The 25,864-nt window shown below is 71.3% G+C and carries 24 protein-coding genes; 16 read left to right on the forward strand and 8 right to left on the reverse strand.

The window, feature by feature from the left end:
• The first annotated feature begins 85 nt into the window (after positions 1 to 85).
• The gene (locus tag ABT084_RS04370; protein WP_351038157.1) at positions 86 to 1,060 is read left to right on the forward strand and encodes a DUF5926 family protein; all 975 of its coding nucleotides are present in this window, start codon (positions 86 to 88) and stop codon (positions 1,058 to 1,060) included.
• A gap of 248 nt (positions 1,061 to 1,308) precedes the next feature.
• On the opposite strand, the gene ABT084_RS04375 is transcribed toward ABT084_RS04370, so the two are convergent.
• Positions 1,309 to 1,857: a hypothetical protein gene (locus ABT084_RS04375; RefSeq protein WP_351038158.1), complete on the reverse strand. Its 549-nt coding sequence runs from the start codon at positions 1,855 to 1,857 to the stop codon at positions 1,309 to 1,311.
• 180 nt (positions 1,858 to 2,037) lie between these two features.
• Positions 2,038 to 2,823 carry a bifunctional DNA primase/polymerase gene (locus ABT084_RS04380; RefSeq protein ID WP_351038159.1) on the reverse strand — a complete coding sequence of 262 codons (786 nt, stop codon included), beginning with the start codon at positions 2,821 to 2,823 and terminating at the stop codon, positions 2,038 to 2,040.
• 406 nt (positions 2,824 to 3,229) lie between these two features.
• Here ABT084_RS04380 and ABT084_RS04385 point away from each other — a divergent pair, with 406 nt between their 5' ends.
• Together ABT084_RS04385 and ABT084_RS04390 are read left to right on the forward strand one after the other, a co-directional pair.
• Positions 3,230 to 4,768 carry a PP2C family protein-serine/threonine phosphatase gene (locus ABT084_RS04385; RefSeq protein WP_351038160.1) on the forward strand — a complete coding sequence of 513 codons (1,539 nt, stop codon included), beginning with the start codon at positions 3,230 to 3,232 and terminating at the stop codon, positions 4,766 to 4,768.
• Between the two features lie 86 nt (positions 4,769 to 4,854).
• On the forward strand, positions 4,855 to 6,321 hold the full coding sequence (locus ABT084_RS04390) for an aminopeptidase P family protein (protein ID WP_351038161.1): 1,467 nt from the start codon (positions 4,855 to 4,857) through the stop codon (positions 6,319 to 6,321).
• 70 nt (positions 6,322 to 6,391) lie between these two features.
• Here ABT084_RS04390 and ABT084_RS04395 read toward each other — a convergent pair whose 3' ends face one another.
• Positions 6,392 to 6,883 carry an ATP-binding protein gene (locus tag ABT084_RS04395; protein ID WP_351038162.1) on the reverse strand — a complete coding sequence of 164 codons (492 nt, stop codon included), beginning with the start codon at positions 6,881 to 6,883 and terminating at the stop codon, positions 6,392 to 6,394.
• Between the two features lie 221 nt (positions 6,884 to 7,104).
• Between ABT084_RS04395 and ABT084_RS04400 the strand changes: the two genes are divergently transcribed.
• The 9 genes from ABT084_RS04400 to ABT084_RS04440 all read left to right on the forward strand — a co-directional run bounded on the left by ABT084_RS04400 (position 7,105) and on the right by ABT084_RS04440 (position 16,833).
• Positions 7,105 to 7,941 (forward strand): hypothetical protein, encoded by an 837-nt coding sequence (locus ABT084_RS04400; RefSeq protein ID WP_351038163.1) that lies wholly within the window; start codon positions 7,105 to 7,107, stop codon positions 7,939 to 7,941.
• 110 nt (positions 7,942 to 8,051) lie between these two features.
• Positions 8,052 to 8,771: a YcnI family copper-binding membrane protein gene (locus ABT084_RS04405; protein ID WP_351038164.1), complete on the forward strand. Its 720-nt coding sequence runs from the start codon at positions 8,052 to 8,054 to the stop codon at positions 8,769 to 8,771.
• 48 nt (positions 8,772 to 8,819) lie between these two features.
• On the forward strand, positions 8,820 to 9,470 hold the full coding sequence (locus ABT084_RS04410; RefSeq protein WP_351038165.1) for an SCO family protein: 651 nt from the start codon (positions 8,820 to 8,822) through the stop codon (positions 9,468 to 9,470).
• A complete protein-coding gene (locus ABT084_RS04415; RefSeq protein ID WP_351038166.1) occupies positions 9,467 to 9,952 on the forward strand; it encodes a copper chaperone PCu(A)C in 486 nt (161 codons plus the stop codon). The genes ABT084_RS04410 and ABT084_RS04415 overlap by 4 nt, the downstream gene beginning before the upstream one ends.
• 22 nt (positions 9,953 to 9,974) lie before the next feature.
• Positions 9,975 to 11,909: a copper resistance protein CopC gene (locus ABT084_RS04420; RefSeq protein WP_351038167.1), complete on the forward strand. Its 1,935-nt coding sequence runs from the start codon at positions 9,975 to 9,977 to the stop codon at positions 11,907 to 11,909.
• Positions 11,910 to 11,914: 5 nt separating this feature from the next.
• Entirely contained in the window at positions 11,915 to 13,192 is a 1,278-nt protein-coding gene (gene efeB, locus ABT084_RS04425; protein ID WP_351038168.1) for an iron uptake transporter deferrochelatase/peroxidase subunit, read from the forward strand.
• A gap of 42 nt (positions 13,193 to 13,234) precedes the next feature.
• On the forward strand, positions 13,235 to 14,170 hold the full coding sequence (pheA, locus tag ABT084_RS04430; protein ID WP_351038169.1) for a prephenate dehydratase: 936 nt from the start codon (positions 13,235 to 13,237) through the stop codon (positions 14,168 to 14,170).
• Between the two features lie 558 nt (positions 14,171 to 14,728).
• Positions 14,729 to 16,018, forward strand: a complete 1,290-nt coding sequence (gene serS, locus ABT084_RS04435; protein ID WP_351038170.1) for a serine--tRNA ligase — start codon at positions 14,729 to 14,731, stop codon at positions 16,016 to 16,018.
• The gene (locus ABT084_RS04440) at positions 16,015 to 16,833 is read left to right on the forward strand and encodes an HAD family hydrolase (RefSeq protein ID WP_351038171.1); all 819 of its coding nucleotides are present in this window, start codon (positions 16,015 to 16,017) and stop codon (positions 16,831 to 16,833) included. Before serS ends, ABT084_RS04440 begins: the two co-directional genes overlap by 4 nt.
• Before the next feature lie 160 nt (positions 16,834 to 16,993).
• Here the strand turns inward: ABT084_RS04440 and ABT084_RS04445 are convergent, their stop codons facing one another.
• The 5 genes from ABT084_RS04445 to ABT084_RS04465 form a co-directional block, all read right to left on the reverse strand.
• Complete coding sequence (locus tag ABT084_RS04445) at positions 16,994 to 17,689, reverse strand: rhomboid-like protein (protein WP_351038172.1); 696 nt, start codon at positions 17,687 to 17,689, stop codon at positions 16,994 to 16,996.
• Positions 17,690 to 17,775: 86 nt separating this feature from the next.
• Positions 17,776 to 18,495, reverse strand: coding sequence for an ABC transporter permease (locus tag ABT084_RS04450; protein WP_351038173.1), 720 nt, complete (start codon positions 18,493 to 18,495; stop codon positions 17,776 to 17,778).
• 16 nt (positions 18,496 to 18,511) lie between these two features.
• Positions 18,512 to 19,423: an ABC transporter ATP-binding protein gene (locus ABT084_RS04455; RefSeq protein ID WP_351038174.1), complete on the reverse strand. Its 912-nt coding sequence runs from the start codon at positions 19,421 to 19,423 to the stop codon at positions 18,512 to 18,514.
• Complete coding sequence (locus ABT084_RS04460; protein ID WP_351038175.1) at positions 19,420 to 20,307, reverse strand: ABC transporter permease subunit; 888 nt, start codon at positions 20,305 to 20,307, stop codon at positions 19,420 to 19,422. Before ABT084_RS04460 ends, ABT084_RS04455 begins: the two co-directional genes overlap by 4 nt.
• The gene (locus ABT084_RS04465; protein ID WP_351038176.1) at positions 20,297 to 21,268 is read right to left on the reverse strand and encodes an ABC transporter ATP-binding protein; all 972 of its coding nucleotides are present in this window, start codon (positions 21,266 to 21,268) and stop codon (positions 20,297 to 20,299) included. Before ABT084_RS04465 ends, ABT084_RS04460 begins: the two co-directional genes overlap by 11 nt.
• A gap of 223 nt (positions 21,269 to 21,491) precedes the next feature.
• Here ABT084_RS04465 and ABT084_RS04470 point away from each other — a divergent pair, with 223 nt between their 5' ends.
• From ABT084_RS04470 to ABT084_RS04485, 4 genes are read left to right on the forward strand one after another with little or no spacing between them, the layout of a single operon-like run.
• A complete protein-coding gene (locus tag ABT084_RS04470; RefSeq protein ID WP_351038177.1) occupies positions 21,492 to 22,364 on the forward strand; it encodes a M24 family metallopeptidase in 873 nt (290 codons plus the stop codon).
• A 5-nt stretch (positions 22,365 to 22,369) separates the two neighbouring features.
• Complete coding sequence (locus ABT084_RS04475; RefSeq protein WP_351038308.1) at positions 22,370 to 24,133, forward strand: SDR family oxidoreductase; 1,764 nt, start codon at positions 22,370 to 22,372, stop codon at positions 24,131 to 24,133.
• Positions 24,130 to 24,792, forward strand: coding sequence for a metal-dependent hydrolase (locus ABT084_RS04480; RefSeq protein WP_351038178.1), 663 nt, complete (start codon positions 24,130 to 24,132; stop codon positions 24,790 to 24,792). Before ABT084_RS04475 ends, ABT084_RS04480 begins: the two co-directional genes overlap by 4 nt.
• Positions 24,793 to 24,835: 43 nt before the next feature.
• Positions 24,836 to 25,792, forward strand: a complete 957-nt coding sequence (locus tag ABT084_RS04485; RefSeq protein WP_351038179.1) for a MerR family transcriptional regulator — start codon at positions 24,836 to 24,838, stop codon at positions 25,790 to 25,792.
• Positions 25,793 to 25,864 lie beyond the last annotated feature (72 nt).

The following is a 25,864-nucleotide window of genomic DNA, read 5'->3' on the forward strand; positions in this document are numbered from 1 at the left end:
CGCACCCACCCGGTTCCGGCGGTACGAACGGCTAGGCTCGCGCCGTCACGTAACGACGTACCGCCGCAACCGGGAGACACCCACGATGGCCAAGAAGCGCCCCGCAGCGAAGCCTGCAAAGCCGCAGCTCAAGGACGGGGAGATCCCCGTGGTGGGTGCCCGCGAGCCCTGCCCCTGCGGATCCGGGCGCCGCTACAAGGCCTGCCACGGCGCCGCCGCCTCGCACGCCGTCACCGAGCTGGTGCAGCGGCCGTTCGAGGGCCTGCCCTCCGAGTGCGACTGGGTGGCGCTGCGCGAGCTGGTGCCCGCCGCCACCATCCCGCTCACCCTCAAGGGCGGCCTGCCCGAGGGCGTGCCCTCCGTCACGCTGGTGACCGTACTGCCCATGGCCTGGCCCGCGCTGCGCCGCGAGGACGGTTCCGTCCTGCTCGGCCTGCAGAACGAGTCCTCCAGCGGCAACCTCGCCCGCGATCTGGCCGACACCCTGGAGCGCGCGCTCGTCGCGGAGCCCGGCAATCCGGTCCCGGCCCGCCGCGTGCCCGCCGAGGGCCCCCGACTTCAGGATCTCCTGGACCCGGACGGCGTTTTCGAGCCGGTTGTCCACAGCGGCTTCGAATTCTGGATTCCGGACGCGGAGAGCGCCCAGGCCGCCTCCCCGGAGATCGCCGCCTCGCTGGAGCGCGCCAACGCGGCCGCCATCCCTACCGTCAAGCTCACCGGCGTCGACGCGGCCTACTGGTGCGAGACCCCGGAGAAGAACCACCTGCGCTGGGTCATGCCGCACCCCGAGGAGCAGCTGCTCGACGCCCTGGCGCGACTGACCGCCGCGGGCGAGTCCAGCCTCGGCGAGGGCACCAAGCTCGTCGGTTCCTTCCGCGCGCACGGCCTGATGGTCCCGGTCTGGGACCTGCCCGTCGGCGTCACCGCCGACCAGGTGGAGGAGCCCGCGGCCCGGCTCGCCGAGCGCCTCGCCAAGGCTCTGACCACGGACGCTCCGCTGACCACGGAAGAGCGCCGGGCGCGCGGGGGACTGACCAACCGCCAGGTCACCCTCAGCTGATCCGCGGGCCGGGGCCGACCGGCCCCACAGCCTCCCGCAGCGGGCCTCCGGGCCGCCTCCGCGGCGGCTCCGGGAGCCCGCCACGAGCGGTGACGGGTGTCACAACTCCCGCTAATCGTCTGCAAATCGCTGTCTGAATATCAGAGATCGAATTTGCGTACAGGCGATCTCTTGTTACCGTTCTTGTAGCCCGGTCGCTGGTGCATCCCCCGTCGCCAGCGACCGGGCCCTTGATTTTCCGGTGGCACTCAACGGCCGCCCGGTGCCGGTGAGTTGCTCCCGGACCGCAGGAGCAGGTCTCCTTCAGCATCCGGAACTGCAAACTCCGCTACTGCCGTGTACCGGTCCGGGGTTCCCAGGGAGTCCTCCCGGGGCGTCTCGCACAGCCCCGGTTCGTCGCCCGCACCGATCGCGCAGCGGATCTGCACCGTCCGGCCCGCCGGACCCATCACCGTCAGTACGGAGTCCAGGGCGCGCCCGCTCGTATTGCGGTAGTAACTCCGCCCCCAGCTCTGCCCTTCACCGGTCAGCACGCAAGTCTGCGCCTCGACCCCCTGGGGCGAGCGGAGTTCGGGTCCGCAGTGCGCGTCCGTACGGGGCTGCTCGGGCGGACCGGGCGGCGCCGGATTCGCCCCGGACGGCCGGCCGGAAGGGTCCGAAAGACCCAGCGAGGAGAGCAGTCCGCCGCCTTTCGCGTCATCCCGAGCGGCGAAGTCCGGTCCGGCGATCGCACCCGCGAGCGGGAGCGACAAGATGATCAGCACACCGGCGCCGATACCGATCAGGCGGAGATTCATTCGCCGAAGATAGCGATGCGGGAATGGGCCACGGAGATCCCCGCGCCCAATTCCCTTGGAAACCCGCATCGGTGACACCCGTTCGAGTGATGAGTGTCGGTACGAGTGTCGGTTCGCGCGTCAGTACATGCGTCAACACGCGAACCGGTACGTGCGTCAGTACGCGAGCCGGTACGTGCGTCAGTACGCGAGCCGGCTGCCGCCACCCGGCGCTCCACTGCTCGCCTCGACCAGCGCGTCCACGACGGCCTCGATCTCGGGCAGCCAGGGGGGCCCGCCCTCCGCCGGAGGTTCCCGCTCCCAGCGCACCTGACCGCCGCAGGACGCGGCAGACGGCGGGAGCAGCAGGTAACCGCCCTCACCGTGGAACCGCAGCGAGGACGGCACGTGGTCCTTGGCGTACAGGAGTTCGCCGAGCCGCTCCAACGAGTAGGGCGCCACCAGCAGCGACCAGCGCGTGGGTGTCGCGACCACCGGGCCGAGCCGCATGCCGCGCTGATCGAGCCGGACGAGCGCCCGCGCGGCCGCACCGGCCGGCAGGCTCACCGCGCAGGGCGCCGACCCGCCGGTGGCCAGGAGCAGGGGAGCGGTGGGCCGGTTGGTCCACCACCAGCCCACCATCCGGGGGTCCGTGGTGGCCGCGAGCAGGCCCGGGTCGAAGGGGTGCGCCCCTGGAACCACGCAGTCCGGATCCGGGCAGGCGCAGCGCGCGCCGTCCGCGCCGGCCCGGCCCACGCCCGGGAGCACGGGCCACTCCCAGGCGGTGGCGCACAGCAATGCCGCGTCCAGGGGCCGCGGGTGGACGGGGGCGGCGGCGGGCCGCGACCCGGCCCGTCGGGGGAACCGGAGGGACTGAAAGGGCTGGAGAGAGCGGAGAGAGCGGAGGGACTGAAGAGATTGGAGGGGCTGGAGGGACTGGAGGGAACTGCGGAGCCGCAGGAGACGCCTACTGAGGATCTCGCGCATGAGCGCTCGTTCCTTTCCGTTGAACGCCGAGGGCCACATCACACCATGTATGCGGTGTTTCACCACACGTACACGTTTCGCGTCACTGTCCGCCAGAAGCAGGTTCACACGGTTCGTGCAGTTTTCGTACGGGTCCATGAAACGCCCGGCAAGCACGGAGCGCGGCCTGCTACGGGCCGCGCCCAGCCGTCGCCGCTAAGGACGGCGACCCGCACCGGGCGGTTCCCGGCGGGTCCGGGATGGCGTCAACTCACCCCGTGCACCACCGTTTACGTACCCGTGCCGAGGGAGACGCCTGCCCAGTCGACCGCAAAAAGGCATCCCATCCAACCTTTTCCGGCCAAGTTTTACCCTTGACCGGACGGTGAGTTGTCGTCCCACGGACACCAGGATTCCCACCTGGGCAATGCTGGACATCGATCCACGTGTGCGTGTAGATGTGGATCCATTGATGGCGGCGCAGAACGATCTGGGGGTTTGCGATGCTATTCGGCGAATCACACCAGGTGGAAAGCCGGACGCCATGAGCGCCCCGCATCCGCCGAAAGTGGCTGGAATCGATTCAGTGGTTACGGCTTCCCCTCACACTGCGGCTCCCGTGCCCCCGCGCACCGCTCCCGCACCGGCCCCCCTACCCGCCCCCAGCACCCTGATCCAGGACCGGCTGGCGGGCATGGTCTCCGACCTGACCACCCTCCACGAGCTGACCGAACGTCTCGCCCGGGCCGCCGCTCTCGACTCCTGCCTTCAGGAATTCCTGCGCGCCGGAGCCGCGCTCGTCGGCGCCCGGCGCGGGCTGATCGTGCTGGAGCCCTCCGACGGCCTCGGCCCCACCAGCACCATCGGGCTGGGCCTGGGCCGCGCCGACCTCGGTCACATCGAGACCGTGCCGCGCAGCGCCACCTCGTACGGCCGCATCCTCGACGGGACCCCCGGCGCGGTCGGCGGCTCCGAGATCCTGCCCGAGGCCGGCGCGATGCCCGGTTCCGGCGGCTACGCGACCCCGGTCGACCCCCGCCACCGCGAGGTCGCGGCGCGTCTGGGCTACTCCGCCAGCTACGCCCTGCCGCTGACCGCCGAGGCCACCGGCCGGCTCGGCGCGATCGTCTGGCTGTACGACGAGCAGGTCGAGCCGAGCGACCGCCAGCGCGACCTCGTCGGCCTCTACGTACGGCACGGGGCCGAGCACCTCGCCCGCGTCCTGGAGGCCCAGCGCGACCGGACCCGGCTCGCCACCGTCGCCGAGGAGCTGCTGCCGAGCCGGCTGCCCCGGGTGCCCGGCGTGCGGCTCGCCGCCCGCCACCACACCGGACCGCTGGGCGGCGGCGACTGGTACGACGCACTGCCGCTGCCGGAGAACGCCCTCGGGCTGGCCGTCGGCTCGGTCACCGGCTCCGGGCCCAGCGCGATCGCCGCGATGGGACGGCTGCGGGCCTCCCTGCGCGCGTACGCGGTGATGGAGGGCGAGGATCCGGTCGCGGTCCTCTCGGACCTGGAGCTGCTGCTGCGGCTCAGCGAGCCCGCGCGGACGGCCACCGCGCTCTTCGCCTACTGCGAACCGGGCGCCCGGAAGATCATCCTGGCGGGCGCCGGGCACGCCCCGCCGCTGCTCATCGGCGAGCACCGCACCGAGTACGTGGAGACCTCGCTGTCCGCGCCGCTCGGCATGCTCGCCTGCTGGGAGGCGCCGAGCGTGGAGATCGAGCCCGCTTCCGGAGAAACGGTGCTGCTGTACACCGACGGGCTGCTGCGCCGTACCGGTGACGCCATGGACCGCGCGTACGCCCGGCTGCACGCGGCCGCCGCCGGTGTGCCGCGGGCCGCCCGCGAGGACCCGGCCGCGATCGTGGACCACGTACTGCGGACCGTGCTGCCCGAGGAGGACCTCGGGAACACGGCCGGCCTCGGCGAGGACATCGTCCTGCTGGCTGCCCGTTTTGACTGATATATCACAGCCCTTCGGGGCCACTTCCTCTCGCACATACGATGGATGGGGTCCGTACCCGGTCCTGTCGTAGCTGAGGAGATGACGTGGCTGACGAGCTCACCCCGGAGACCCCGGAAGAAGAGCAGCCCAAGAAGACGCACAAGCAGCGCAAGAACGGGCTGTACCCGGGTCTCAGCGATGAACTCGCCGAGAACATGCGCACCGGCTGGGCGGACACCGAGCTGCACGGCCTGGAGCCCATCGCCCAGGCCGCGCACACCGCCGCGCGCCGCGCCGCGCTGTCCGCGAGCTTCCCCGGCGAGCGCCTCGTCATCCCCGCGGGCCGCCTCAAGACGCGCTCGAACGACACGGAGTACCCCTTCCGTGCTTCGACCGAGTACGCCTACCTGACCGGCGACCAGAGCGAGAACGGCGTCCTGGTCCTGGAGCCCACCGGCGCCACCGGCCACGACGCGACCATCTACCTGCTCCCCCGCTCCGACCGCGAGAACGGCGAGTTCTGGCTGTCCGGCCAGGGCGAGCTGTGGGTCGGCCGCCGCCACTCCCTCACCGAGGCCGAGCAGCTCCTGGGCCTCCCCGCGAAGGACGTCCGCACGCTGGCCGACGCCCTCACCGAGGCCACCGGCCCGGTCCGGATCGTCCGCGGCCACGACGCGGTCATCGAGGCGGCCCTGACCGACAAGGTCACCGCCGAGCGTGACGGCGAGCTGCGCGTGAACCTCTCCGAGGCGCGCGTGGTCAAGGACGCGTTCGAGATCGGCGAGCTGCAGAAGGCCGTCGACTCCACCGTCCGCGGTTTCGAGGACTGCGTGAAGGTCCTCGACAAGGCCGAGGCCACCAGCGAGCGCTACATCGAGGGCACGTTCTTCCTGCGCGCCCGCGTCGACGGCAACGACGTCGGCTACGGCTCGATCTGCGCCGCCGGCCCGCACGCCTGCACCCTGCACTGGGTCCGCAACGACGGTCCCGTCCGCTCGGGCGAGCTGCTGCTGCTGGACGCCGGTGTGGAGACCCAGTCGCTGTACACGGCGGACGTCACGCGCACCCTGCCGATCAACGGCCGGTTCACCGACATCCAGCGCAAGATCTACGACGCGGTGTACGAGGCCCAGGAGGCCGGGATCGCCGCCGTCCAGCCGGGCGGCAAGTTCCGCGACTTCCACGACGCCGCGCAGCGCGTGCTCGCCGAGAAGCTCGTCGAGTGGGGTCTGGTGGAGGGTCCGGTCGAGCGCGTCCTGGAGCTGGGCCTGCAGCGCCGCTGGACCCTGCACGGCACCGGCCACATGCTCGGCATGGACGTCCACGACTGTGCGGCCGCCCGCACCGAGGCGTATGTGGACGGCACCCTGGAGCCCGGCGTGTGCCTCACGGTCGAGCCCGGTCTGTACTTCCAGGCCGACGACCTGACCGTGCCGGAGGAGTACCGCGGCATCGGCGTGCGGATCGAGGACGACATCCTCGTCACCGAGGACGGCAACCGGAACCTGTCCGCGGCCCTGCCGCGCCGGTCCGACGAGGTCGAGAGCTGGATGGCCGCGCTGAAGGGCTGACCCTTCCGCCGCACGCCGTACACCGCCGATGGGCGGGGTCCCCTGTACCGGGACCCCGCCCATCGGCCGTTCAGGACGCCTTCAGCAGCGCTCCCTCGCGCCACTTCAGGATCTTGTCGAAGCTGACGACGGCGCCACGGCCCGGGCGGTTGCGGAAGCGGGCGTGATCGGCCAGTTCGGCGATGAGGGAGAGCCCGCGGCCGTGCTCCGCGAGCGAGGGTCTGTGACGGGTGACCGTCGCGGGCGGGAAGCCCGGGCCCGAATCGGTGACCTCGATCCGGCAGCGGTCGCCGTCGAGATAGGCCGTGACGCGGTACGCCGCGCAGGCCGCCGGAACAGGAGGAGCGGGGCCATCGCCCTCGGGGCCGCCGACGGCTCCGCCCTCGGCCACCGGCCCGCCGTGCTCCACCGCGTTCGCGCACGCCTCGCTCAGCGCCACCGACAGGTCGAAGGAGATGTCCGGGTCCACCCCCGCGGTCTCCATCGTCCCCAGCAGCAGCCGCCTGGCGAGCGGGACGCTCGCGGCCTCGCGCCTCAAGTGGAGAGACCACCAGATGCTCATACCGTTACCTATTGCCGCCCGGAGCACGGCGTAAGCCCCGAGCACCCGTCAGAGCGCTCATTCGGCCGATGTGACCCGCCCGGGCCCCGGTGTATGCGGTGGTACGGGGCCTTCCGGGGCTTTCCGGGCGCACCGGAAAGCGGCTCCGTCCAGGGGGACTCAAGGGACCTTCCGGACCTGCCGTATGGGAGACCTAAGCGCAGTGCGATGATGGCCCGGCCATGACTGCCCCCCACACGATGCGTGCAGGAGCCGGGCTCCGGATCCTGCGGGCCGCGGTGTTCACCGCGGTCTGTGTCGTGCTGTCCGCCGTCGGGCACGCCCTCGCCTCCTGCGCCACCGTTCCCTGGTGGTCGCTCTGCGCGGGCTTCCTGGCCGTCTTCGCGGTCGCGGCCCCGCTCGCGGGCCGTCGGCGCACCCTGCCGGGACTCGCCGGCGCTCTCGCCGTGGGCCAGTTGGGGCTGCACACGCTGTTCGGCCTGGGCCAGCACGGAGCGGCCGTCGCGGCTTCCTCCTCCCTGTCGGGGGGCGGCGCCGCGGGAGCCTCGGCGCGAGCGGCCTCGGACTCCTCGCTCGCGGCGCTGGCCGCCCGGCTGATCTGCGGGGGCAACTCCGTACCGCTCAGCCCGGCCGACGCCCGGCAGGTCCTGGAGCGCGCGGGGCTGAACCCGGACTCGCTCACCGCTCCGGCCCACAACGCCCACGCGCACATGGCGCAGGCGGCCGCGGAGCCCTCGGCCGGGCTGTTCAGCCTGTCGATGCTGCTGGGGCACCTGCTGGCCGCACTGGCCGCCGGCTGGCTGCTGAGCCGCGGGGACGCGGCCCTGTTCCGGCTCGTCGCCCTCTCCCGGCTCTCCACCCCGGCGGCCCCGGTCCGCGCCCTGCGCTCGGCCCTGGCCCTCGTACGCGCCCTCGTCGCCGGACTTCCGGGTACGCCCGGACGTACCCCGCGGGCGCCGCGCAGCACCCCGGACCGGGCCGTGGCCCCCGGCCGGGCGGCACTCCAGCACTCGGTGATCAGGCGCGGCCCGCCGGTGGCCCTCGCCCTCGCAGCCTGACGCGGCACCTCCGCTCCCCGGGACACCGGGGGAGCACCGGTGCCGCGAACTCCGCGCGCGCCTGCGCCCGGAGCCACCGTCACCCCTGCTTCCCGTGGAGTGTTCCCGCCATGAAGACCTCTCGCGTCTCCTTCGCCGCCGCCCTCGCCGCCGGTACCGTCCTCGTCCTGTCCGGCACCGCCTTCGCGCACGTCGGCATCCAGCCGGGCGAGGCCGCCAAGGGCGGCTACGCGACCATCAACTTCAAGGTCCCCAACGAGCGTGACAACGCCTCGACCACCAAGCTCGAGGTCAGCTTCCCGACCGACCACCCGCTCTCGTCCGTCATGCCGCAGGACGTCCCGGGCTGGACGGTCAGCGTCGAGAAGAGCAAGCTCGACAAGCCGCTCACGGTCCACGGCAAGCAGATCAACGAGGCCGTCACCAAGGTGACCTGGACCGGCGGCAAGATCGAGGCCGGCAAGTTCCAGCAGTTCCCGCTCTCGATCGGCCAGCTCCCCTCGGACGTCGACAAGCTGGTCTTCAAGGCCGTCCAGACGTACGACAACAACGAGGTCGTCCGCTGGATCGAAGAGGCCAAGGACGGCGCCGCCGAGCCGCAGAACCCGGCGCCCGTACTGAAGCTGACGGCCGCGGCCGCCGGGGCCGACCACCACGACGACGGTGACAAGAAGGCCGACGAGGCCAAGAACACCGAGCACGAGGACGGCGCCGAGAACAGCGCGGCGTCCGGCTCCGACACGACCGCGCGCGCCCTCGGCATCGCCGGCATCGTCGTCGGGCTCGGCGGGGTCGCCTTCGGCGTCGCCTCGCGCCGCCGCACGTCCTGACCGACGTCCCCAGCCATCCGAACCACCCCCGATCCCAGGGACATTCCCATGCGCACCGCACGTGTGACGGTCGCCGCCCTCGTGGCGGCGACCGCACTCGCCCTCACCGCCTGTGGCAGTGACACCGGCAAGAGCAAGTCGCTCGCGGAGGTCAACGCCCCCGCCAAGAGCAAGCCCGGCACGGTCCTCGACCGCCCCTTCGACAAGCCGGACCTGGTGCTCACCGACACCAACGGCAAGCCGTGGAGCCTGCGCGAGCAGACCAAGGGCAGGCCGACCCTCATCTACTTCGGTTACACCAACTGCCCGGACGTCTGCCCGCTGACGATGAGCAACATCGCCGTCGCCAAGAAGGCGCTGCCCCAGGCCGACCAGGACAACCTCCGGGTCGTCTTCGTCACGACCGACCCCGACCGGGACACTCCCGAGTCCCTCGGCAAGTGGCTCAAGGCCCAGGACCCGGCCTTCATCGGGCTCACCGGGGACTTCGCCACGATCCAGGCCGGCGCGCGCAGCCTCGGCATCGGCATCGAGGCCGCCACGAAGGAGGCCGACGGCAGCGTCGTCTCCATGCACGGCGCGCAGGTCATCGCCTTCTCCCCGAAGACCGACGAGGGCTACGTCCTCTACGGGGAGTCGGCCACCGCCGAGGACTACACCAAGGATCTGCCGAAGATCATCAAGGGAGAGAACCCGTGAACCGCCGCACCACCCGCACCCTCGCCGCCGCCCTCTCCCTGTCGGCAGCGCTCGCCATATCCGGCTGCTCCTCCGACTCCGGCTCCGACTCCGGCTCGGGCGACGGCAAGCCCAGCCTGTCCGTCAGCGGCGGCTACATGCCCGAACCGGTCAACGACAAGATGGCCGGCGCGTTCATGGTCATCAAGAACGACTCCGCGACGGCGGACAAGCTCACCGCCGTCACGAGCGCGCTCTCCGGCGACGTGACGATCCATGAGACCAAGGACCAGAAGATGCAGCAGGTCCAGTCTCTGGACGTGCCGGCCAAGGGCGAGCTGAAGCTGGCCCGCGGCGGCGACCACGTCATGTTCATGGGTCTGAAGAACCAGCCCAAGGTCGGCGACAAGGTCACCGTCGAACTGCGCTTCGAGAAGGCCGACCCGGTCAAGGTCGAGCTGGACGTGAAGGAACGCACGTACAAGCCGCAGAACGCCAACTGACGGACCGAGGGACTGACACGCCATGACGGCCACCGCCCCCGCCCCCTCCACGGCCCGCACGGCCGCGGCGGCACACCTGCCGCGGCTTCTGCTGGTCCTCGTGGCCCTGGCCGCGGCCCTGTTCACCGCGGCCGGACCGGCCTCGGCACATGCCGCGCTCACCGCGAGCGACCCCAAGGACGGGGCGGTGGTCGCCACGGCGCCCGCCCAGGTCACCCTCTCCTTCTCCGAAGCCGTCGCCATGAACGGCGACTCCATCCGCGTCATGGACCCCCAGGGCAAGCGGGTCGACACGGGCGAGCTGCGCGACATGTGCAGCGGCTCCACCATCCGTTACGGCACCGCGCTGCACACCGGGCTGCCCGACGGCACGTACACGGTGGCCTGGCAGGCGGTCTCCGCCGACAGCCACCCGGTTTCCGGCGCCTTCACCTTCTCCATCGGTGCCCCCTCCGCCACGAACGTCTCGCTGCCCTCGCAGGTGGCGGGCGGCGGGCCCGTGGGCATCGCCTACAACGTCGCGCGCTACGCCGCGTACGGCGGTTTCGCCGTGCTCGTCGGCGGCGCGGCCTTCATCCTGCTGTGCTGGCGTCGGGGTGCCGCCGAGCGGCCGCTGCAGAAACTCGTCCTGCGCGGGTGGGTCACCCTGACCGCCGCCACGCTCGTCATGCTGGTGCTGCGCAACTCCTACACCGGCTCGGGCAACTTCTCCGACGTCTTCGACCTCGACGGGCTCAAGGCCGTCCTGGAGACCAAGACCGGAGCGTCCCTGGTCTCCCGGCTGCTGCTGCTGGGTGCCGTGGCCCTCTTCATGGCCGTGCTCTTCGGCACCTTCGCCCGCAAGGTGCAGAGCAGCGACGAGAGCGAAGCGGACGCCAAGGACACCAGCGACCTCACCTTCGGCCTCGCCATCGGCGGGACCGTGGTGGCCGGTGGCATCGCCGCCACGTGGTCCCTGCCCGAACACGCCTCCACCGGCATCCAGCCGGGCATCGCCATGCCGGTCGACATCGTCCACCTGCTGGCCGTCGCCACCTGGCTCGGCGGGCTGGCCGCCCTGCTGATCGCGTTGCACAAGACGCCGCAGATCGAGCGAGCGGCCATCCGGCGCTTCTCCCGGGTCGCCTTCATCAGCGTCCTCGCCCTCACCGCCACCGGCATCTACCAGTCCTGGCGTCAGCTCGGCAGCTGGTCCGCGCTGACCGGGACCGAGTACGGCCGGTACCTCCTCATCAAGGTGGGCCTGGTCGCCGTACTGGTCGCCATCGCCTCGGTGTCCCGCAAGTGGACCGGCCGACTGGCGCAGGACACGGGCGGGCGGACCCCGGCGGTCGTCGCACCGCGCGATGTTTCACGTGAAACAGAGGCGACGGTCACCGTCCCGCCGAGCGCCAAGCGCGCCGCACAGCTGGCCCGGCAGCGGGCCGCCCGGCAGAACGCGCGGGACAAGCAGCTGCGGGACGCCGATCCCGACCGCGCGGGGCTGCGCCGCTCCGTCCTCGCCGAGGCGGGCGTCGCCGTCGTCCTGCTGGCGGTGGCCACCCTGCTGACCGGTACGGAACCCGGCCGGGCCGCCGAGCTGGAGGGCGCCCGGGCCGTGACCGCCGTGCCCAACCGGGCCGTCAAGATCACCCTGCCCTTCGACACGGGCGGCGAGAACGGCAAGGGCAGCGTCCGCATCCAGCTGGACCCGGGCCGGGTCGGCGCCAACACCCTGCACGTCTGGGTGGACTCCCCGGACGGCAAGCCCTACGACATCCCCGAGGTGAAGGTCGCCTTCACCCTCCCCGCCAAGGACATCGGCCCGCTGCCGCTCGCCCCCGATCACGCCGCCCCGGGACACTGGAGCGCCTCCGGCGTCCAGCTGCCGCTGGCAGGTGAATGGCGCATCGACGTGAGCGTCCGTACCTCCGACATCGACCAGACGACCGTCCAGAAGACCGTGAAGATCGGCTGAACAGCGTGACCGACAGCAACCCCGACATCGAGATCTCCCGGCGCCGACTGCTGGGCACCGTAGGCGCCGCGGGCGCCGCCGGGCTCGCACTCGGCGCCGCCGGCGGCGCCCTCGCGCATTCCGCGATCGCCGGCTCCGACGGGAGCGGCGGCAGTGGCGCGCCCGGCTCGTCGGCCGCCCTCGGCTCCACCGAGGTCGACTTCAACGGCGAGCACCAGGCGGGCATCACCACCCCGCTCCAGGCCAAGGGCCATGTCATGGCTTTCGACCTCGCTCCCGGAGCGGGCCGCAAGGAGGCCGTGGCCCTGATGCGCCGCTGGTCGGACAGCGCCCGTCGGCTGATGGCCGGTGAGGCGGCGGGGGCGGCCGACTCCGGGATCGCCCTGGACGCCGGACCGTGCTCGCTCACCATCACCTTCGGCTTCGGCCACTCCTTCTTCGAGCGCACCGGTCTCACCGCCCGGCGGCCCGCCGCGCTCGACCCGCTTCCGGAGTTCTCCGCGGACCGGCTCGACCCCCAGCGCGGCAACGGCGACCTGTGGATCCAGATCGGTGCCAATGACGGGCTCGTCGCCTTCCACGCGCTGCGCACCCTGCAGAAGGACGCCGGGGAGGCGGCCCGCGTCCGCTGGCAGATGAACGGCTTCAACCGCACTCCGGGGGCCACGGCCAAGCCCATGACCGCCCGGAACCTCATGGGCCAGATCGACGGCACAGGGAACCCCAAGCCGTCCGAGGCCGACTTCGACAAGCGGATCTTCGTGCCCGGCGCCGGCCCCGGGCCCGCCGAGCACGCGTGGATGGCCGGGGGTTCGTACGCCGTCGTCCGGCGCATCCGGATGCTCCTCGACGACTGGGACAAGCAGTCCCTCGCCCAGCAGGAGCAGGTGATCGGCCGGAAGAAGGCCGATGGAGCTCCCCTGACGGGTGGCACCGAGACCACGAAGCTGGACCTGGACGCCTTCGGGAGCGACGGGAAGCCGGTGATCCCCTCCAACGCCCACGCCCGGATCTCCGCCCCCGCGCAGAACGGCGGGGCCGCCATGCTCCGGCGCCCCTTCTCCTTCCACGACGGCATCGGCGCCGACGGCACTCCGGACGCCGGTCTCCTCTTCATCTGCTGGCAGGCCGACCCGCTGCGCGGCTTCGTCCCCGTCCAGCGCAAGCTCGACCGGGGCGACGCCCTGTCCGCGTTCATCCGTCACGAGGCGAGCGGGCTGTACGCCGTCCCGCGCGGGCCCCGCAGCGAGGAGTACGTGGGACAGCCGCTGCTCGAAGGGTGAACCGCACCTCGGGGCCCGGGGACGCGGCATTAGGCTGATCACATGTCGGCCACCCGCTTCACGTATCTCGGTCCCGAGGGCACTTTCACCGAAGCCGCCCTGCGCACACTGCCGGAAGCCGCGACCAGGGAACTCGTTCCCATGGTGTCGGTCCCGGCGGCGCTCGACGCCGTACGGAACGGGGAGGCGGCAGCGGCACTGGTCCCGATCGAGAACTCGGTCGAGGGCGGTGTCACCGCCACCCTCGACGAGCTGTCCTCCGGCGAACCCCTGATGATCTACCGCGAGGTGCTGCTGCCCATCGCCTTCGCGCTGCTGGTGCGTCCCGGGACCAAGCTCTCGGACGTCAAGACCGTCACCGGACACCCGGTCGCCCAGCCGCAGGTCCGCAACTGGCTGCGCGCCAACCTGCCGGACGCCCTGTGGGAATCCGCCGCCTCCAACGCGGACGGCGCCCGGCTCGTCCAGGAGGGCCGCTTCGACGCCGCCTTCGCGGGCGAGTTCGCGGCCGCCACCTACGGGCTGGAAGCCCTCGTCACCGAGATCCACGACGCGGAGAACGCGGAGACCCGCTTCGTCCTGGTCGGCCGACCGGCCCGGCCGGCGGCGCCGACCGGAGCGGACAAGACCTCCGTCGTGCTGTGGCTCGGCGAGGACCACCCCGGTGCGCTCCTCGAACTCCTCCAGGAGTTCGCCGTCCGCGGGGTCAACCTGATGCTGATCCAGTCGCGGCCCACCGGCGAGGGGATCGGCAACTACTGCTTCGCCGTCGACGCCGAGGGCCACATCTCCGACCGCCGGGTCAGCGAGGCCCTCATGGGACTCAAGCGCACCTGCCCCCAGGTCCGCTTCCTCGGTTCCTACCCGCGGGCGGGCGTCGCTCTGAGTGAGGTGCGGCAGGCTCGGCCCGGCACCTCGGATGGCGATTTCACGGCCGCCTCCGACTGGCTGACTCGTTGCCTCGACGGCCGGGCCTAGCTCCACGCACAGGGCGGCGCACCTTATCCACAGAGTTATCCACAGGAGACGGTGGAGACCTGGGGACAAGTCGACAGGGCGGCGCGACAAGGTCGACAAATCGGTCGGGGCCTCAGGTTTCGCGCTGGAGAGCGGAGGGTGAACGGCGTCACCTCCGCATCACTGATCAACTCTTTGGGGCGAGTCATTCCCACCCGAATGAGTGTGTGAGGGGGGTTTGGGCCCTGATTCACCCCGCCTCCGCGCCGCTTGGGAATGATCTCCTTTCGTGTCCACAGATGCGGCACACAGCCTGTGGATAAGCCTGTCGGGATCGCAATTCCTGTGGACAAGAGGGCGCTCCACCGCTGCTCAGCCGCCCGCCCGAGCGCGGGTGGAGTGCCCCTTTTCAGGGATTCGGGCAGTTTTATGGGCCTGGGATTGCCCGCGGATCAGCCCGGCGGGGAGGTCCACTTCCGGCCACGCGGCAGGAGTTTTGCATTCACGGCAATTGGGACATAGCGACACGCAGCGTTATATCGGTGCGGGGCCCCGAAGTCAGCCCGGTAGCCTGGTGGGGTGATTGACCTCCGGCTGCTCCGTGAAGACCCTGACCGTGTCCGCGCCTCGCAGCGCGCCCGTGGAGAGGACGTCGACCTCGTCGACGCACTGCTCTCCGCCGACGAGCGCCGCAGGTCGTCCGGCTCCCGCTTCGACGAGCTGCGCAACGAGCAGAGGTCGTTGGGCAAGCTCATCCCGAAGGCCTCCGCCGAGGAGCGGGCCGAGCTGCTGAAGAAGGCCGAACAGCTCAAGACCGACGTCAAGACCGCCGAGGCCGAGCAGAAGGAGGCGGACGAGACCGCGAAGCGGCTGCTCCTCCAGCTCGGCAACATCGTGCACCCGGACGTCCCCGTCGGCGGGGAAGAGGACTTCACCGTCCTGGAGACCCACGGCACGATCCGCGACTTCGGTGCCGAGGGCTTCGAGCCCAAGGACCACTTGGAGCTCGGCGAGTCCCTCGGTGCCATCGACGTCGAGCGCGGCGCGAAGGTCTCCGGCTCGCGCTTCTACTACCTCACCGGCGTCGGCGCCCTGCTGGAACTCGCCCTGGTGAACGCGGCGATCGCACAGGCGGGCGAGGCCGGCTTCATCCCGATGCTCACCCCCGCGCTGGTCCGCCCGCGCGCCATGGAGGGCACCGGCTTCCTCGGCCAGGCCGCGGAGAACGTGTACCACCTGGAGAAGGACGACTACTACCTCGTCGGCACCTCCGAGGTCCCGCTCGCCGCGTACCACATGGACGAGATCCTCGAGGCGGACCAGCTGCCGCTGCGATACGCCGGCTTCTCGCCGTGCTTCCGCCGCGAGGCCGGTACGTACGGCAAGGACACCCGGGGCATCTTCCGCGTCCACCAGTTCGACAAGGTCGAGATGTTCTCGTACGTCGCGCCGGAGGACGCCGAGGCCGAGCACCAGCGTCTCCTGGGCTGGGAGAAGCAGTGGCTCACCGCCCTCGAGCTGCCCTTCCAGGTGATCGACGTCGCCACGGGCGACCTGGGCTCCTCCGCCTCCCGCAAGTTCGACTGCGAGGCGTGGATCCCGACGCAGGGCAAGTACCGCGAGCTGACCTCCGCCTCGAACTGTGACGGCTTCCAGGCCCGCCGCCTGTCCGTGCGCATGCGGGAGAACAAGGACGGCAAGAAGGTCATGCGGCCGCTGTCCACGCTGAACGGCACCCTGTGCGCCGTGCCCCGCACCATCGTGGCGATCCTGGAGAACCACCAGCAGGCCGACGGTTCGGTGCGGGTGCCTCCGGTGCTCCGTCCGTACCTCGGCGGCCGCGAGGTCCTGGAGCCGATCTCCAAGTGAGCCCGAGCCCGGCACCCTTCCCGTACAAGCTCGTCGCGACCGATCTCGACGGCACGCTGCTGCGTGACGACGACACGGTCTCGGAACGCACCCGCGAGGCGCTGGCCGCGGCCACGGCGGCGGGTGCGGTGCACATCATCGTCACCGGCCGGGCCGTGCCCTGGACCCGGCACGTGCTGGACGATCTCGGCTACCAGGGGATCGCGGTGTGCGGGCAGGGTGCCCAGGTGTACGACGCCGGAGCGCACAGGCTCCTCACCTCGGTGACGCTGGACCGGCAGCTCGCCGGTCTGGCGCTCGCCAAGCTCGAGGCCGAGGTGGGGCCGCTGGCCCTCGCGGCGAGCCGCGACGGGGTGGACGGCGAGGTGCTGTTCGGTCCCGGCTACCAGGTGCAGGAAGGCCTCCCCGCGGTCTACCTGAAGGACACCACGGAGGTCTGGACGGCTCCGCTGAACAAGCTGTACATCCAGCACCCCGGGCTCGACGACGACGAGCTGGTCCAGGTGGCACGCGCGACCGTGGGCAGCCTCGTGGATGTGGTGATGGCCGGACCGGGGATAGTGGAGATCCTCCCGCTGGGCCTGAGCAAGGCCACCGGTCTGTCGCTGGCCGCGCGCCGGCTGGGGGTGAAGGCGGCGCAGACGATCGCCTTCGGTGACATGCCCAACGACATCCCCATGTTCGGATGGGCCGCGCACGGCGTGGCGATGGCCAACGCGCACGCGGAGCTGAAGGCGGTGGCCGACGAGGTGACCACGTCGAACCAGGCCGACGGTATCGCGGTGGTGCTGGAGCGTCTGCTCGGCGCCGCCTGAGCGCGACGACCGCAGGGAAGGTCCGGGACGGCCCGCGCCGCGAGGCGCGCTCGAAGTGGCTGCCCCGGACCTTTTTGGTGCTCCCCGCACTCCTCACTCTGCCCCCGCTCCGTGTCCCTTACCAGCGAATTAACCGCTGGTCGGGCACCGTCCGGCCCCGTCATGTTTCACGTGAAACACGCTGCCGGTCGGAGTGCGCGCGCCCGTGTCCGTGCGCGTGGGAAAGGGAGTGCGGGTGGGGGTGCCGGGTGAGGGGCCAGGCGAGCAGGCCGATGGAGAGGGCGATGGCGTGCCCGGCGTCGGTGAAGGTCCCACCGGTGACGAGGGGGATCCCGAAGAAGGCGACGGCCCCGGCCAGGTAGAACCATCTCCAGGGGTTCGGAAGCCGGTAGGTGAGGACCCCGATGGCCGCGGCCAGGCCGTAGCTCACCCCGATGTCGACGACATGGGCCATGCTGCGCGGAGCCCGGTGGTGCTGGATCGCGGTGAGGACGAGCTGCTGGCTGATCAGGGTGGCGACGACATGGGCGCTGGCGACGATCACCAGCCAGCGCAGCGTCCCGAGCCAGCGTTCCACCGAGGCGTGGAACACCTCGAAGAGCACGGCGTAGAGGGCCAGTGAGGCCGGATTCTCGATCCAGAAAGCACTGCCGATCAGCGCCTGGACGGGGTGCTTGACGAGCTGCTGGATGTTGCTGCTGTTGCGGTGGAACAGGAAGTGGTCGACCCCGTCCGGGGAGACGGCCACGACGATGCTGGTGATGGCGATGATCAGCAGCCAGGTGTGCGTACCGGGCGAGGCCCGGATCCAGGACCACACGGGCCTGGAGGGCTCGGGCTCGGTGTGCGGCAGCATGCCCCGATCATGACGCGCAAAGCTGTGCCCCGCCCGGCATGTGGGCCGGGCGGGGCACAGGTCGCGTGGAGCGGTGGGGCGGGCTCCTACTCCTCGCCCGCCAGGGTCAGTCGGCGCAGCTTCTGACCTGCGTAGACGGTGGCGCCCACGGTGACGGCGGCGAGCAGGACGGCCGCGGTGGTCAGGCTGACGGAGGAGTCGACGTACCCGGGGCCGCTCACCTTCTCGGCCAGCGCGAGCGCCCACTGCTGGACGCTCAGGGTCTTGGCACCGGAGACCAGGCTGCCGAAGAGCGACTCCCAGATCAGGGCGTAGACGAGGCCGAAGACGACCGCGTGCCGGCTGACGGTGCCCAGCAGCAGGAACAGGGCGCTGTAGGCGATCGAGGCGACGAGCGCGGCGATCGTGTAGGCGACGGCGATCTGCTGGCCGTTGCCGTTGAGGATGAACCCGGCGATCAGGGTGGGAATCGCGGAGAAGGCCATCGTGACGGCGATCGCGATGATCAGCTTGGTCATGATGATCGTGGGCCGCTTCACCGGCTTGGCGAGCAGGTAGACGATCGAGCCGTCGTCGATCTCCGGGCCGATGGCACCGGTACCGGCGATGACACCGATCAGCGGCACCATCGTGGCGAGGGCGAAACCGCCGAGCAGATCGGCGGCGACCTTGTCGTCCACACCGGTGAAGGCACGGACGGCGATCGAGATGATGATCAGCAGGGCGGGCAGCGCGAAGAGGATCAGCGCGCGGCGGCGGCCGAGCAGGGCTCGGTAGGTGAGCCGGGCAACGGTGGGGTTGTACATCGGGTGCCAGCTCCTTTCAGGCCGCGACGAGGTAGGAGAAGACCGATTCGAGGGACTCGTCGGAGGGCGAGACCGTCGTCAGTCGGATGCCGTGCTCGCGGGCGACCCGCGGGAGCAGCTCGGTGAACCGCCCGAAGTCGACGGCCTGGATCCGCAGGGCGCCCTCCTTGAGGTCGACCTCGATCCCGGCGGTGGACGGGTCGGCGATCAGGGCCGCGGCGAGCGCCCGGTCGTCGGAGGAGCGGACCAGGTAGCGGTGCGGGCGGTCCGTCATCAGGCGGCGGATCTTGCGGAAGTCTCCGGAGGCCGCGTGGCGACCGGCGACGACCACCTCGATGTGCGAGGCGAGCTGTTCGACCTCCTCCAGGATGTGGGAGGAGAACAGGACGGTGCGGCCCTCCGCGCCCATCCGCCGCAGCAGTTCCATGAGCTGCATGCGCTGGCGGGGGTCCATGCCGTTGAAGGGCTCGTCGAGGAGCAGCACCGACGGGTCGTGGACGAGGGCCGAGGCCATCTTCACGCGCTGGCGCATGCCCTTGGAGTACGTCGAGATCTTGCGGTCCTGGGCGGACTCCATCTCGACGGTGGCCAGCGCCCGCTGGGCGGCCGCGTCGTCCAGGCCGTGCAGCTCGGCGTTGGCGACGACGAACTCGCGGCCGGTCAGGAAGTCGTACATGGCCTCGCGCTCGGGCACGACGCCCACGCTCTTGTAGATCTGCTCGTTCTGCCAGATCGGTGCGCCGTCGAGGGTGACGGTGCCGGTGGAGGGGGCGAGGAAGCCGCCCATCATGTTGATGAGGGTGGACTTCCCGGCGCCGTTGGGGCCGAGCAGCCCGGTCACTCCGGGGCCGATCCGCATGGTCACGTCGTTCACGGCGACGACGTTCCCGAACCAACGGGAGGTGTGGTCGATGTCGATGATGCTCACAGCCCGGCCTTCCGGTAGCGGGCCATCAGCGCGGCGTAGGAGCCGGCGATGAGGCCGAGTACGACCAGCAGATAGACGAAACCGATGCCGGCCGTGGGTCCTTCGCCGCCGGGGAAGGCGGAGGCGCCGCCGAGGAAGGCGGTCTGGACGCCGTCGATCAGGGTGATCGGGGAGAACAGGCCCATCCACTGGATCGCGTCGGTGGACCCGGTGTTGTAGGCGACGGCCTGCACCGTGGTGACGGCGCCGAAGGGGATGATCAGCATCCCGATGACGGCGGCGACGCCGAAGCCGCGGCGCGGGGTGAGCGCGGCCATGACCAGCCCGAGGCCGGCGAAGAGCAGCGAAAGCAGAAGTACCGACACCAGTCCCTGCCCGAATCCCTTCGCCTGGTGGGCGAAGTCGAACTTGGCCAGTAGCGCGCCGATGAACATGATCAGCAGCGGTACGGCGGTGAGGATGAAGAGCGCGGAGGCCATCGCCGCGAACTTGGCGAGGACGTAGTCGACGCGCTCGATGGGCCGCGAGAAGTACAGCGGGACCGTCTTGAAACGCAGGTCCCGGGAGACCGACTGCGGTGCCTGGGAGGCGAGGTACAGCCCGATGATCACCTGGGTGGTCAGGGCGTACGTCGTGTACTTGATCGGCAGGTCGGTATTGCCGGGGACCGCGATCGCGACCGCGACCATGATCAGCGCGGGGACGCACATCACCCCGAAGAGGATCATCGGGAGGACCTTGGACTTGGCGGAGCGGCCGAGCCCGTAGGAGCCCCGCAGGGACTGCGAGTACAGCGAGGTGCGCGCGTACGCGCGGCCGAGCCGGGAGCCCTCGTAGGACCGGTAGCCGATGTTGTGGATCTGGGTCGAGGTGTCAGGCGCCATCGGAACCGGCTCCCTTCTGCTGGTCGTGGTCGCGGAAGACCTCCGCGATGTGGTGGCGGCGCTGCTCCATGCGGACCAGGCCGAGGCCGAGACCGGCCACGGTGTCGCGGATGGTGTCGTTGGTGTCCTCGCCGGTGGCCTCGACGAGCAGGATGTGGCCCGCGCCGGGCAGGCCCTGCTCCTCGGCCGCGTGCAGGGTGAGGCCCGCCTCGGTGAGCGCCTTGCGCAGCGCGGCGGTCCCGTCGGGGTGGGAGTCGGTGTCGGTGACCTCGACCGCGAGGGTCGCGGTGGTCTGGGTGAAGTCGCTGGTGGAGCTGGAGCGCAGCAGCTTGCCGCCGTCGACGACGACCACGTGGTCGCAGGTCCGCTCCAGCTCTCCGAGGAGGTGGGAGGTGACCAGGACCGAGATGCCGAAGTCGGTGTGGACGCGGCGGATCAGGTCGAGCATCTCGTCACGGCCGACCGGGTCGAGGCCGTTGGTGGGCTCGTCGAGGAGGACCAGCTGCGGGTCGTGGACGAGCGCCTGGGCCAGCTTGACGCGCTGCTTCATGCCGGTGGAGTAGCCGCCGATGGGGCGGTAGCGCTCTTCGTAGAGGCCGACGTGGCGCAGGGTGTCGGCGGTCCGCTCGCGGGCGGCGGTCGGCGGCAGACCCGACATGCGGGCCATGTGCACGACGAACTCGGTGGCCGAGACGTCGGGTGGCAGGCAGTCGTGCTCGGGCATGTAGCCGACGCGTTCACGGATGGCACTGCCATGCGTGGCGACATCGAGCCCGAGCACGGCGGCGCGGCCCTCGGTGGCGGGGGACAGTCCCAGCAGGATCTTGATCAGCGTGGACTTGCCGGCTCCGTTGGCACCCACGAGGCCGGTTACGCCGGCCCCGATGTCCAGGGAGAGCCGGTCGAGGGCGGTCACTCGGGGGTACCGCTTGCTCAGGCTTTCGGTCGCGATGACAGTCACGGAACCGACGTTAGTGCGCGGGCCCGCGCGGATCGTCAGACCTGGAGCGGGATTCCGTATCCCCCTTCAGGAGTACGGGGCCTGCCGGAAGACTGATGCGGTTGTCCACACCGCGGGACTTTTCCACAGGTCCGTGCACGGCCCTTGACGTGATCTCCAACCATTGTCACATTCATCAGTGTCAAGTTACGGACGCGTACGGCTACACGGACGGACGGCTGGCATGGCAGGGGACACCAAGCAACGGGGCACCGGGCGGGCGGCCGGGGTGCGGGCCGCGGATCTCGACGGATTCAGGGAAGTCCAGCGCCTGGCCTACGCCTGCGCCGAGGCGGTCGCGGCGCAGCTCAGGCCCGGCGTGACCGAGCGCGAGGCGGCGCGGATGCAGCGCGACTGGCTGCGCGAGCGCGGGGTGCGGGACTGGTTCCACCTGCCCTTCGCCTGGTTCGGGGACCGCACCGCCTTCGTGGGTTTCCGGATCCCGCTCCAGTTCTTCCCCACGAACCGGAAGCTGGAGCCGGGGATGCCGTTCATCCTCGACATGGCGCCCGTCCACAAGGGGTACACGGCCGACGTCGGCTACTCCGGCTGCCTCGGGCTCAACCCCGTGCACGACCGGCTGCTCTCCGACCTCGGGGCGCACCGCGAGCTGATCCTGGAGCAGGTGCGCGAGCGGCGTTCGCTGCGCGACATCTACGAGGACGTCGAGCGGCTGATGGTCCGGCAGGGGTACGCCAACCGGCACCGCGCCTATCCCTTCGGGGTGATCGCGCACAAGGTGGACCGGGTCGCCGAGCGGCGCTGGTCGCCGACCGTCTTCGGCTTCGGCACCCAGGCCCTGAAGGGGCTGGCCGGTGACGTCCTGCACGGGCACCGTGAAGGATGGTCCCCGCTGTGGAGCCCGTACTCCTTCTCCGACCACCCGCCGCAGCCCGGCCTGTGGGCGGTGGAGCCGCACCTGGGGTTCCGGGGCACCGGCGCGAAGTTCGAGGAGATCCTGGTCGTCACCGACTCCCGGGATCCCCAGGAGAGCGCGTTCTGGCTTGATGACGATCTGCCGCACGTGCGGCGTTGGGCGGAGGAGAAGGCGGCGTGAGCGAGATGCGACTGGCGGGAGCGCGGGAGCGCCGGGTGAGCACCGGCGGGGTCGAGCTGTGCGTGGTGGAGCTGGGCGACGCCGAGCGGCCGACCGTGGTGCTGGTGCACGGGTACCCGGACAGCAAGGAGGTCTGGTCGGAGGTCGCCGAGCGCCTGGCGGAGCGCTTCCATGTGGTGCTCTACGACGTGCGCGGGCACGGCAGGTCCACGGCGCCCGTGCCGCTGCGCGGCGGTTTCACCCTGGAGAAGCTGACGGACGACTTCCTGGCGGTGGCGGACGCCGTGAGCCCGGACCGGCCGGTGCACCTGGTCGGGCACGACTGGGGATCCGTACAGGGCTGGGAATTCGCAACCGTGCGGCGCACGGAGGGGCGGATCGCCTCCTTCACCTCGATGTCCGGTCCCTCGCTCGACCACTTCGGGCACTGGATCAAGAAGCGGATGGCCAGGCCGACCCCGCGCCGGGCCGCGCAGCTGCTGGGGCAGGGTGCCAAGTCCTGGTACGTGTACATGCTGCACACCCCGGTGCTCCCGGAGCTGGCCTGGCGCGGGCCGCTCGGCAAGCGGTGGCCCGCGATGCTGGAGCGGCTGGAGAACATCCCCGCCGGCGACTACCCGACGGGGTCGCTGCCCTCGGACGCGGCGAACGGCGCCTGGCTCTACCGGGACAACATCCGGCCGCGGCTGCGCCGCCCGCGCGCCGACGCGTACGCGCACGTACCGGTGCAGCTGATCACCCCGACCGGGGACGCGTTCCTGTCGGAGCGGCTCTACGACGACCTGGAGCTGTGGGCGCCCGATCTGCTGCGCCGGACCCTGGCGGCCAAGCACTGGGTGCCGCGGACCCGGCCGGACCAGCTGGCCGCGTGGATCGGTGAGTTCGTCACCTCCCGGGAGGAGCCCGCGACCCGGGCGCCGGAGCGCAAGGCCCCGGGGAGGTACGCCGACCGGTTCGGCGGACAGCTCGTCCTGGTCACCGGCGCCGCCAGCGGCATCGGGCGGGCCACGGCCTTCGCGTTCGCCGAGGCGGGCGCCCGGGTGGTGGCCGTGGACCGCGACGGCGAAGGGGCCTCCCGGACGGCCGAGATGGCCCGCCTCGTGGGCGCACCGGCGGCCTGGGGCGAATGCGTCGACGTGAGCGACGAGCAGGCGATGGAGAAGCTCGCGGTGAAGGTCGCCGCCGAGTACGGAATCGTCGACGTCCTGGTCAACAACGCCGGGATCGGGCTCTCCGGACCGTTCCTGGAGACCAGCTCGGAGGACTGGAAGAAGGTCCTCGACGTCAACCTGTGGGGCGTCATCCACGGCTGCCGGATCTTCGGGAAGCAGATGGCCGACCGCGGGCAGGGCGGCCACATCGTCAACACCGCGTCCGCCGCGGCCTACCTGCCCACCAGGAGCCTGCCCGCCTACAGCACCTCGAAGGCGGCGGTGCTGATGCTCTCGGAGTGTCTGCGCGCCGAACTGGCGGACCGGTCGATCGGGGTCTCGGCGATCTGCCCCGGCATCGTCAACACCAACATCACCGCCACCTCCCGGTTCACCGGGGTGGACGCCGCCGAGGAGAAGCGCCGCCAGCAGAGGTCCTCGCGGCTGTACGGGCTGCGCAACTTCCCGCCGGAGAAGGTCGCCGACGCGATCCTGCTGGCCGTGGTCAAGAACCAGGCGGTCGTGCCCGTGACGCCCGAGTCCAAGAGCGCCCTCTGGTTGTCCCGCTTCGCCCCCGGAGCGCTGCGGGCCTTCGCGAAGCTGGAGCCCCGGCTGTGAGCGGGGCCTATCGGATCGTCCCGCGCCGGGTGGCCTTCGACTGGCGGACCACCCCGCTGCACTGGATACCGGACGAGCCCACGGCCACCCATGTGATCAATGTGCTGCACCTGCTGCTGCCCGCGCGGGAGTGGCTGCGCTTCCGGCTCTCGCTGGTCGCCGCGATCGAGCAGTTCACGGCCGTCCTCGGCGACTGGGTGCTGCGCGCCGAGGGGCTCGACCGGGCCGGCGCGGACGAGGTCATGCTGGACCTGCTGCGCTGGCACGGCGCGGAGGAGGTGGAGCACCGCTCCGTCGCCTTCGACATGTACCAGCACTGCGGGGGCAGCGGCGCGGCCCGCTACGCGCGCCGGATCGAGGGAATGGCCGTGGTGGCCCCGGTGCTGGCCTGGCTGTGGGTGTGGGGGACGGCGTACCTCATACGCAACGACCCCGAACTGGCCGGACGGCTGCGGTATTCGCTGCGCGCCCACAACCAGGCCGTCGCCAAGGGACTGCTGCCGACCTGGAGAGAGCTGGGCGCGGCCATACCCCGCTACTTCCGGCGGTCGTACCATCCCTCGCAGGAGGGCTCGCTGCGCAGGGCGGTCGAGTACCTGACGACTTCGCCTGCCGCCCGCGCCGCGGCGGGAGCGGTCGGCCGAGCCGCCATGTCGTAGGGCCTGTCGTGGGCCCCTCGTGGGCCTGTCGTAGGGAGTGGGATTGTCCGATCAGGCGGTAGCCGAGTACCGGATCGAGGATCTGGCGCACCACAGCGGAGCGACGGTGCGCACGATCCGGGCGTACCAGGACCGCGGCCTGCTGCCGAAGCCGGAGCGGCGCGGCCGGTCCAACGTGTACCGGGACACGCACCTGGCGCGGCTGCGCCAGATCGCCGACCTGCTGGACCGCGGCTACACCCTGGCCTCCATCAAGGAGCTGCTGGAGGCCTGGGACGCCGGGCGCGGGCTGGGCGGCGTACTCGGGCTGGTCGCCGAGGTGCACGGGCCGTGGACGGACGAGGAGGCGGCCCGGATCAGCCGGGCCGAGCTGAACGAGCGGTTCGGCGGCACGCCGGACGACACGGCGGTGGACGAGGCCTGCGAACTGGGCGTCCTGGAGCGGATCCCGGGGCGGGAGGACGAGTTCCTGGTCCCCTCGCCCCAGGAGCTGGCGGTGGCCGCGGAGCTGTATGCGGCCGGGGTGCCGCTGTCGGCCATCACGGGCCACCTGCGGGAACTGCGCGGCCAGGTGGAACACATCGCCTCGCGCTTCCTGGAGTTCACCACCGAGCACGTCTTCGCCCGCTACCTCGGCCACCACACCGACGCGACCGCCGCCATCGACCCCGCGTGCGCGGTGGAGCTGACCCTGACGGACGCCGCGGCGACCGCCGCGGCCGCCATGGTGCGCAGACTGCGTCCGCTGGCCCAGCAGACGGTGGACGCCGAGCTGGCCCGGGCCATGCAGACGCTCGCGACCCGGCACCTCCAGCGGCACCTGGGGGCGGTCGGGCCGCCGCAGCCGCCGGGCCCCTCTCCGGTGGCGCTGCCGACCGAGACCGTACGGGCGGTGCAGGAGCTGGTCGGGGCCGACCACGTCGCGGACTTCGTCCGGGCCGCGACGGAGCGGGAGTTGCAGGCCCGGACGATGAACGCGCTGGCGCGGCGCGGCGGTTAGTTTCCACAGGGCGGTCACCCGTTTGCCGACAAAACCCACCGAAACAGCTGTGGACAAGTGGGTCCGGCCTGT

The sequence above is a fragment of the Streptomyces sp. NPDC002138 genome, from assembly GCF_040296485.1.
In the GTDB taxonomy this organism is placed as follows: domain Bacteria; phylum Actinomycetota; class Actinomycetes; order Streptomycetales; family Streptomycetaceae; genus Streptomyces.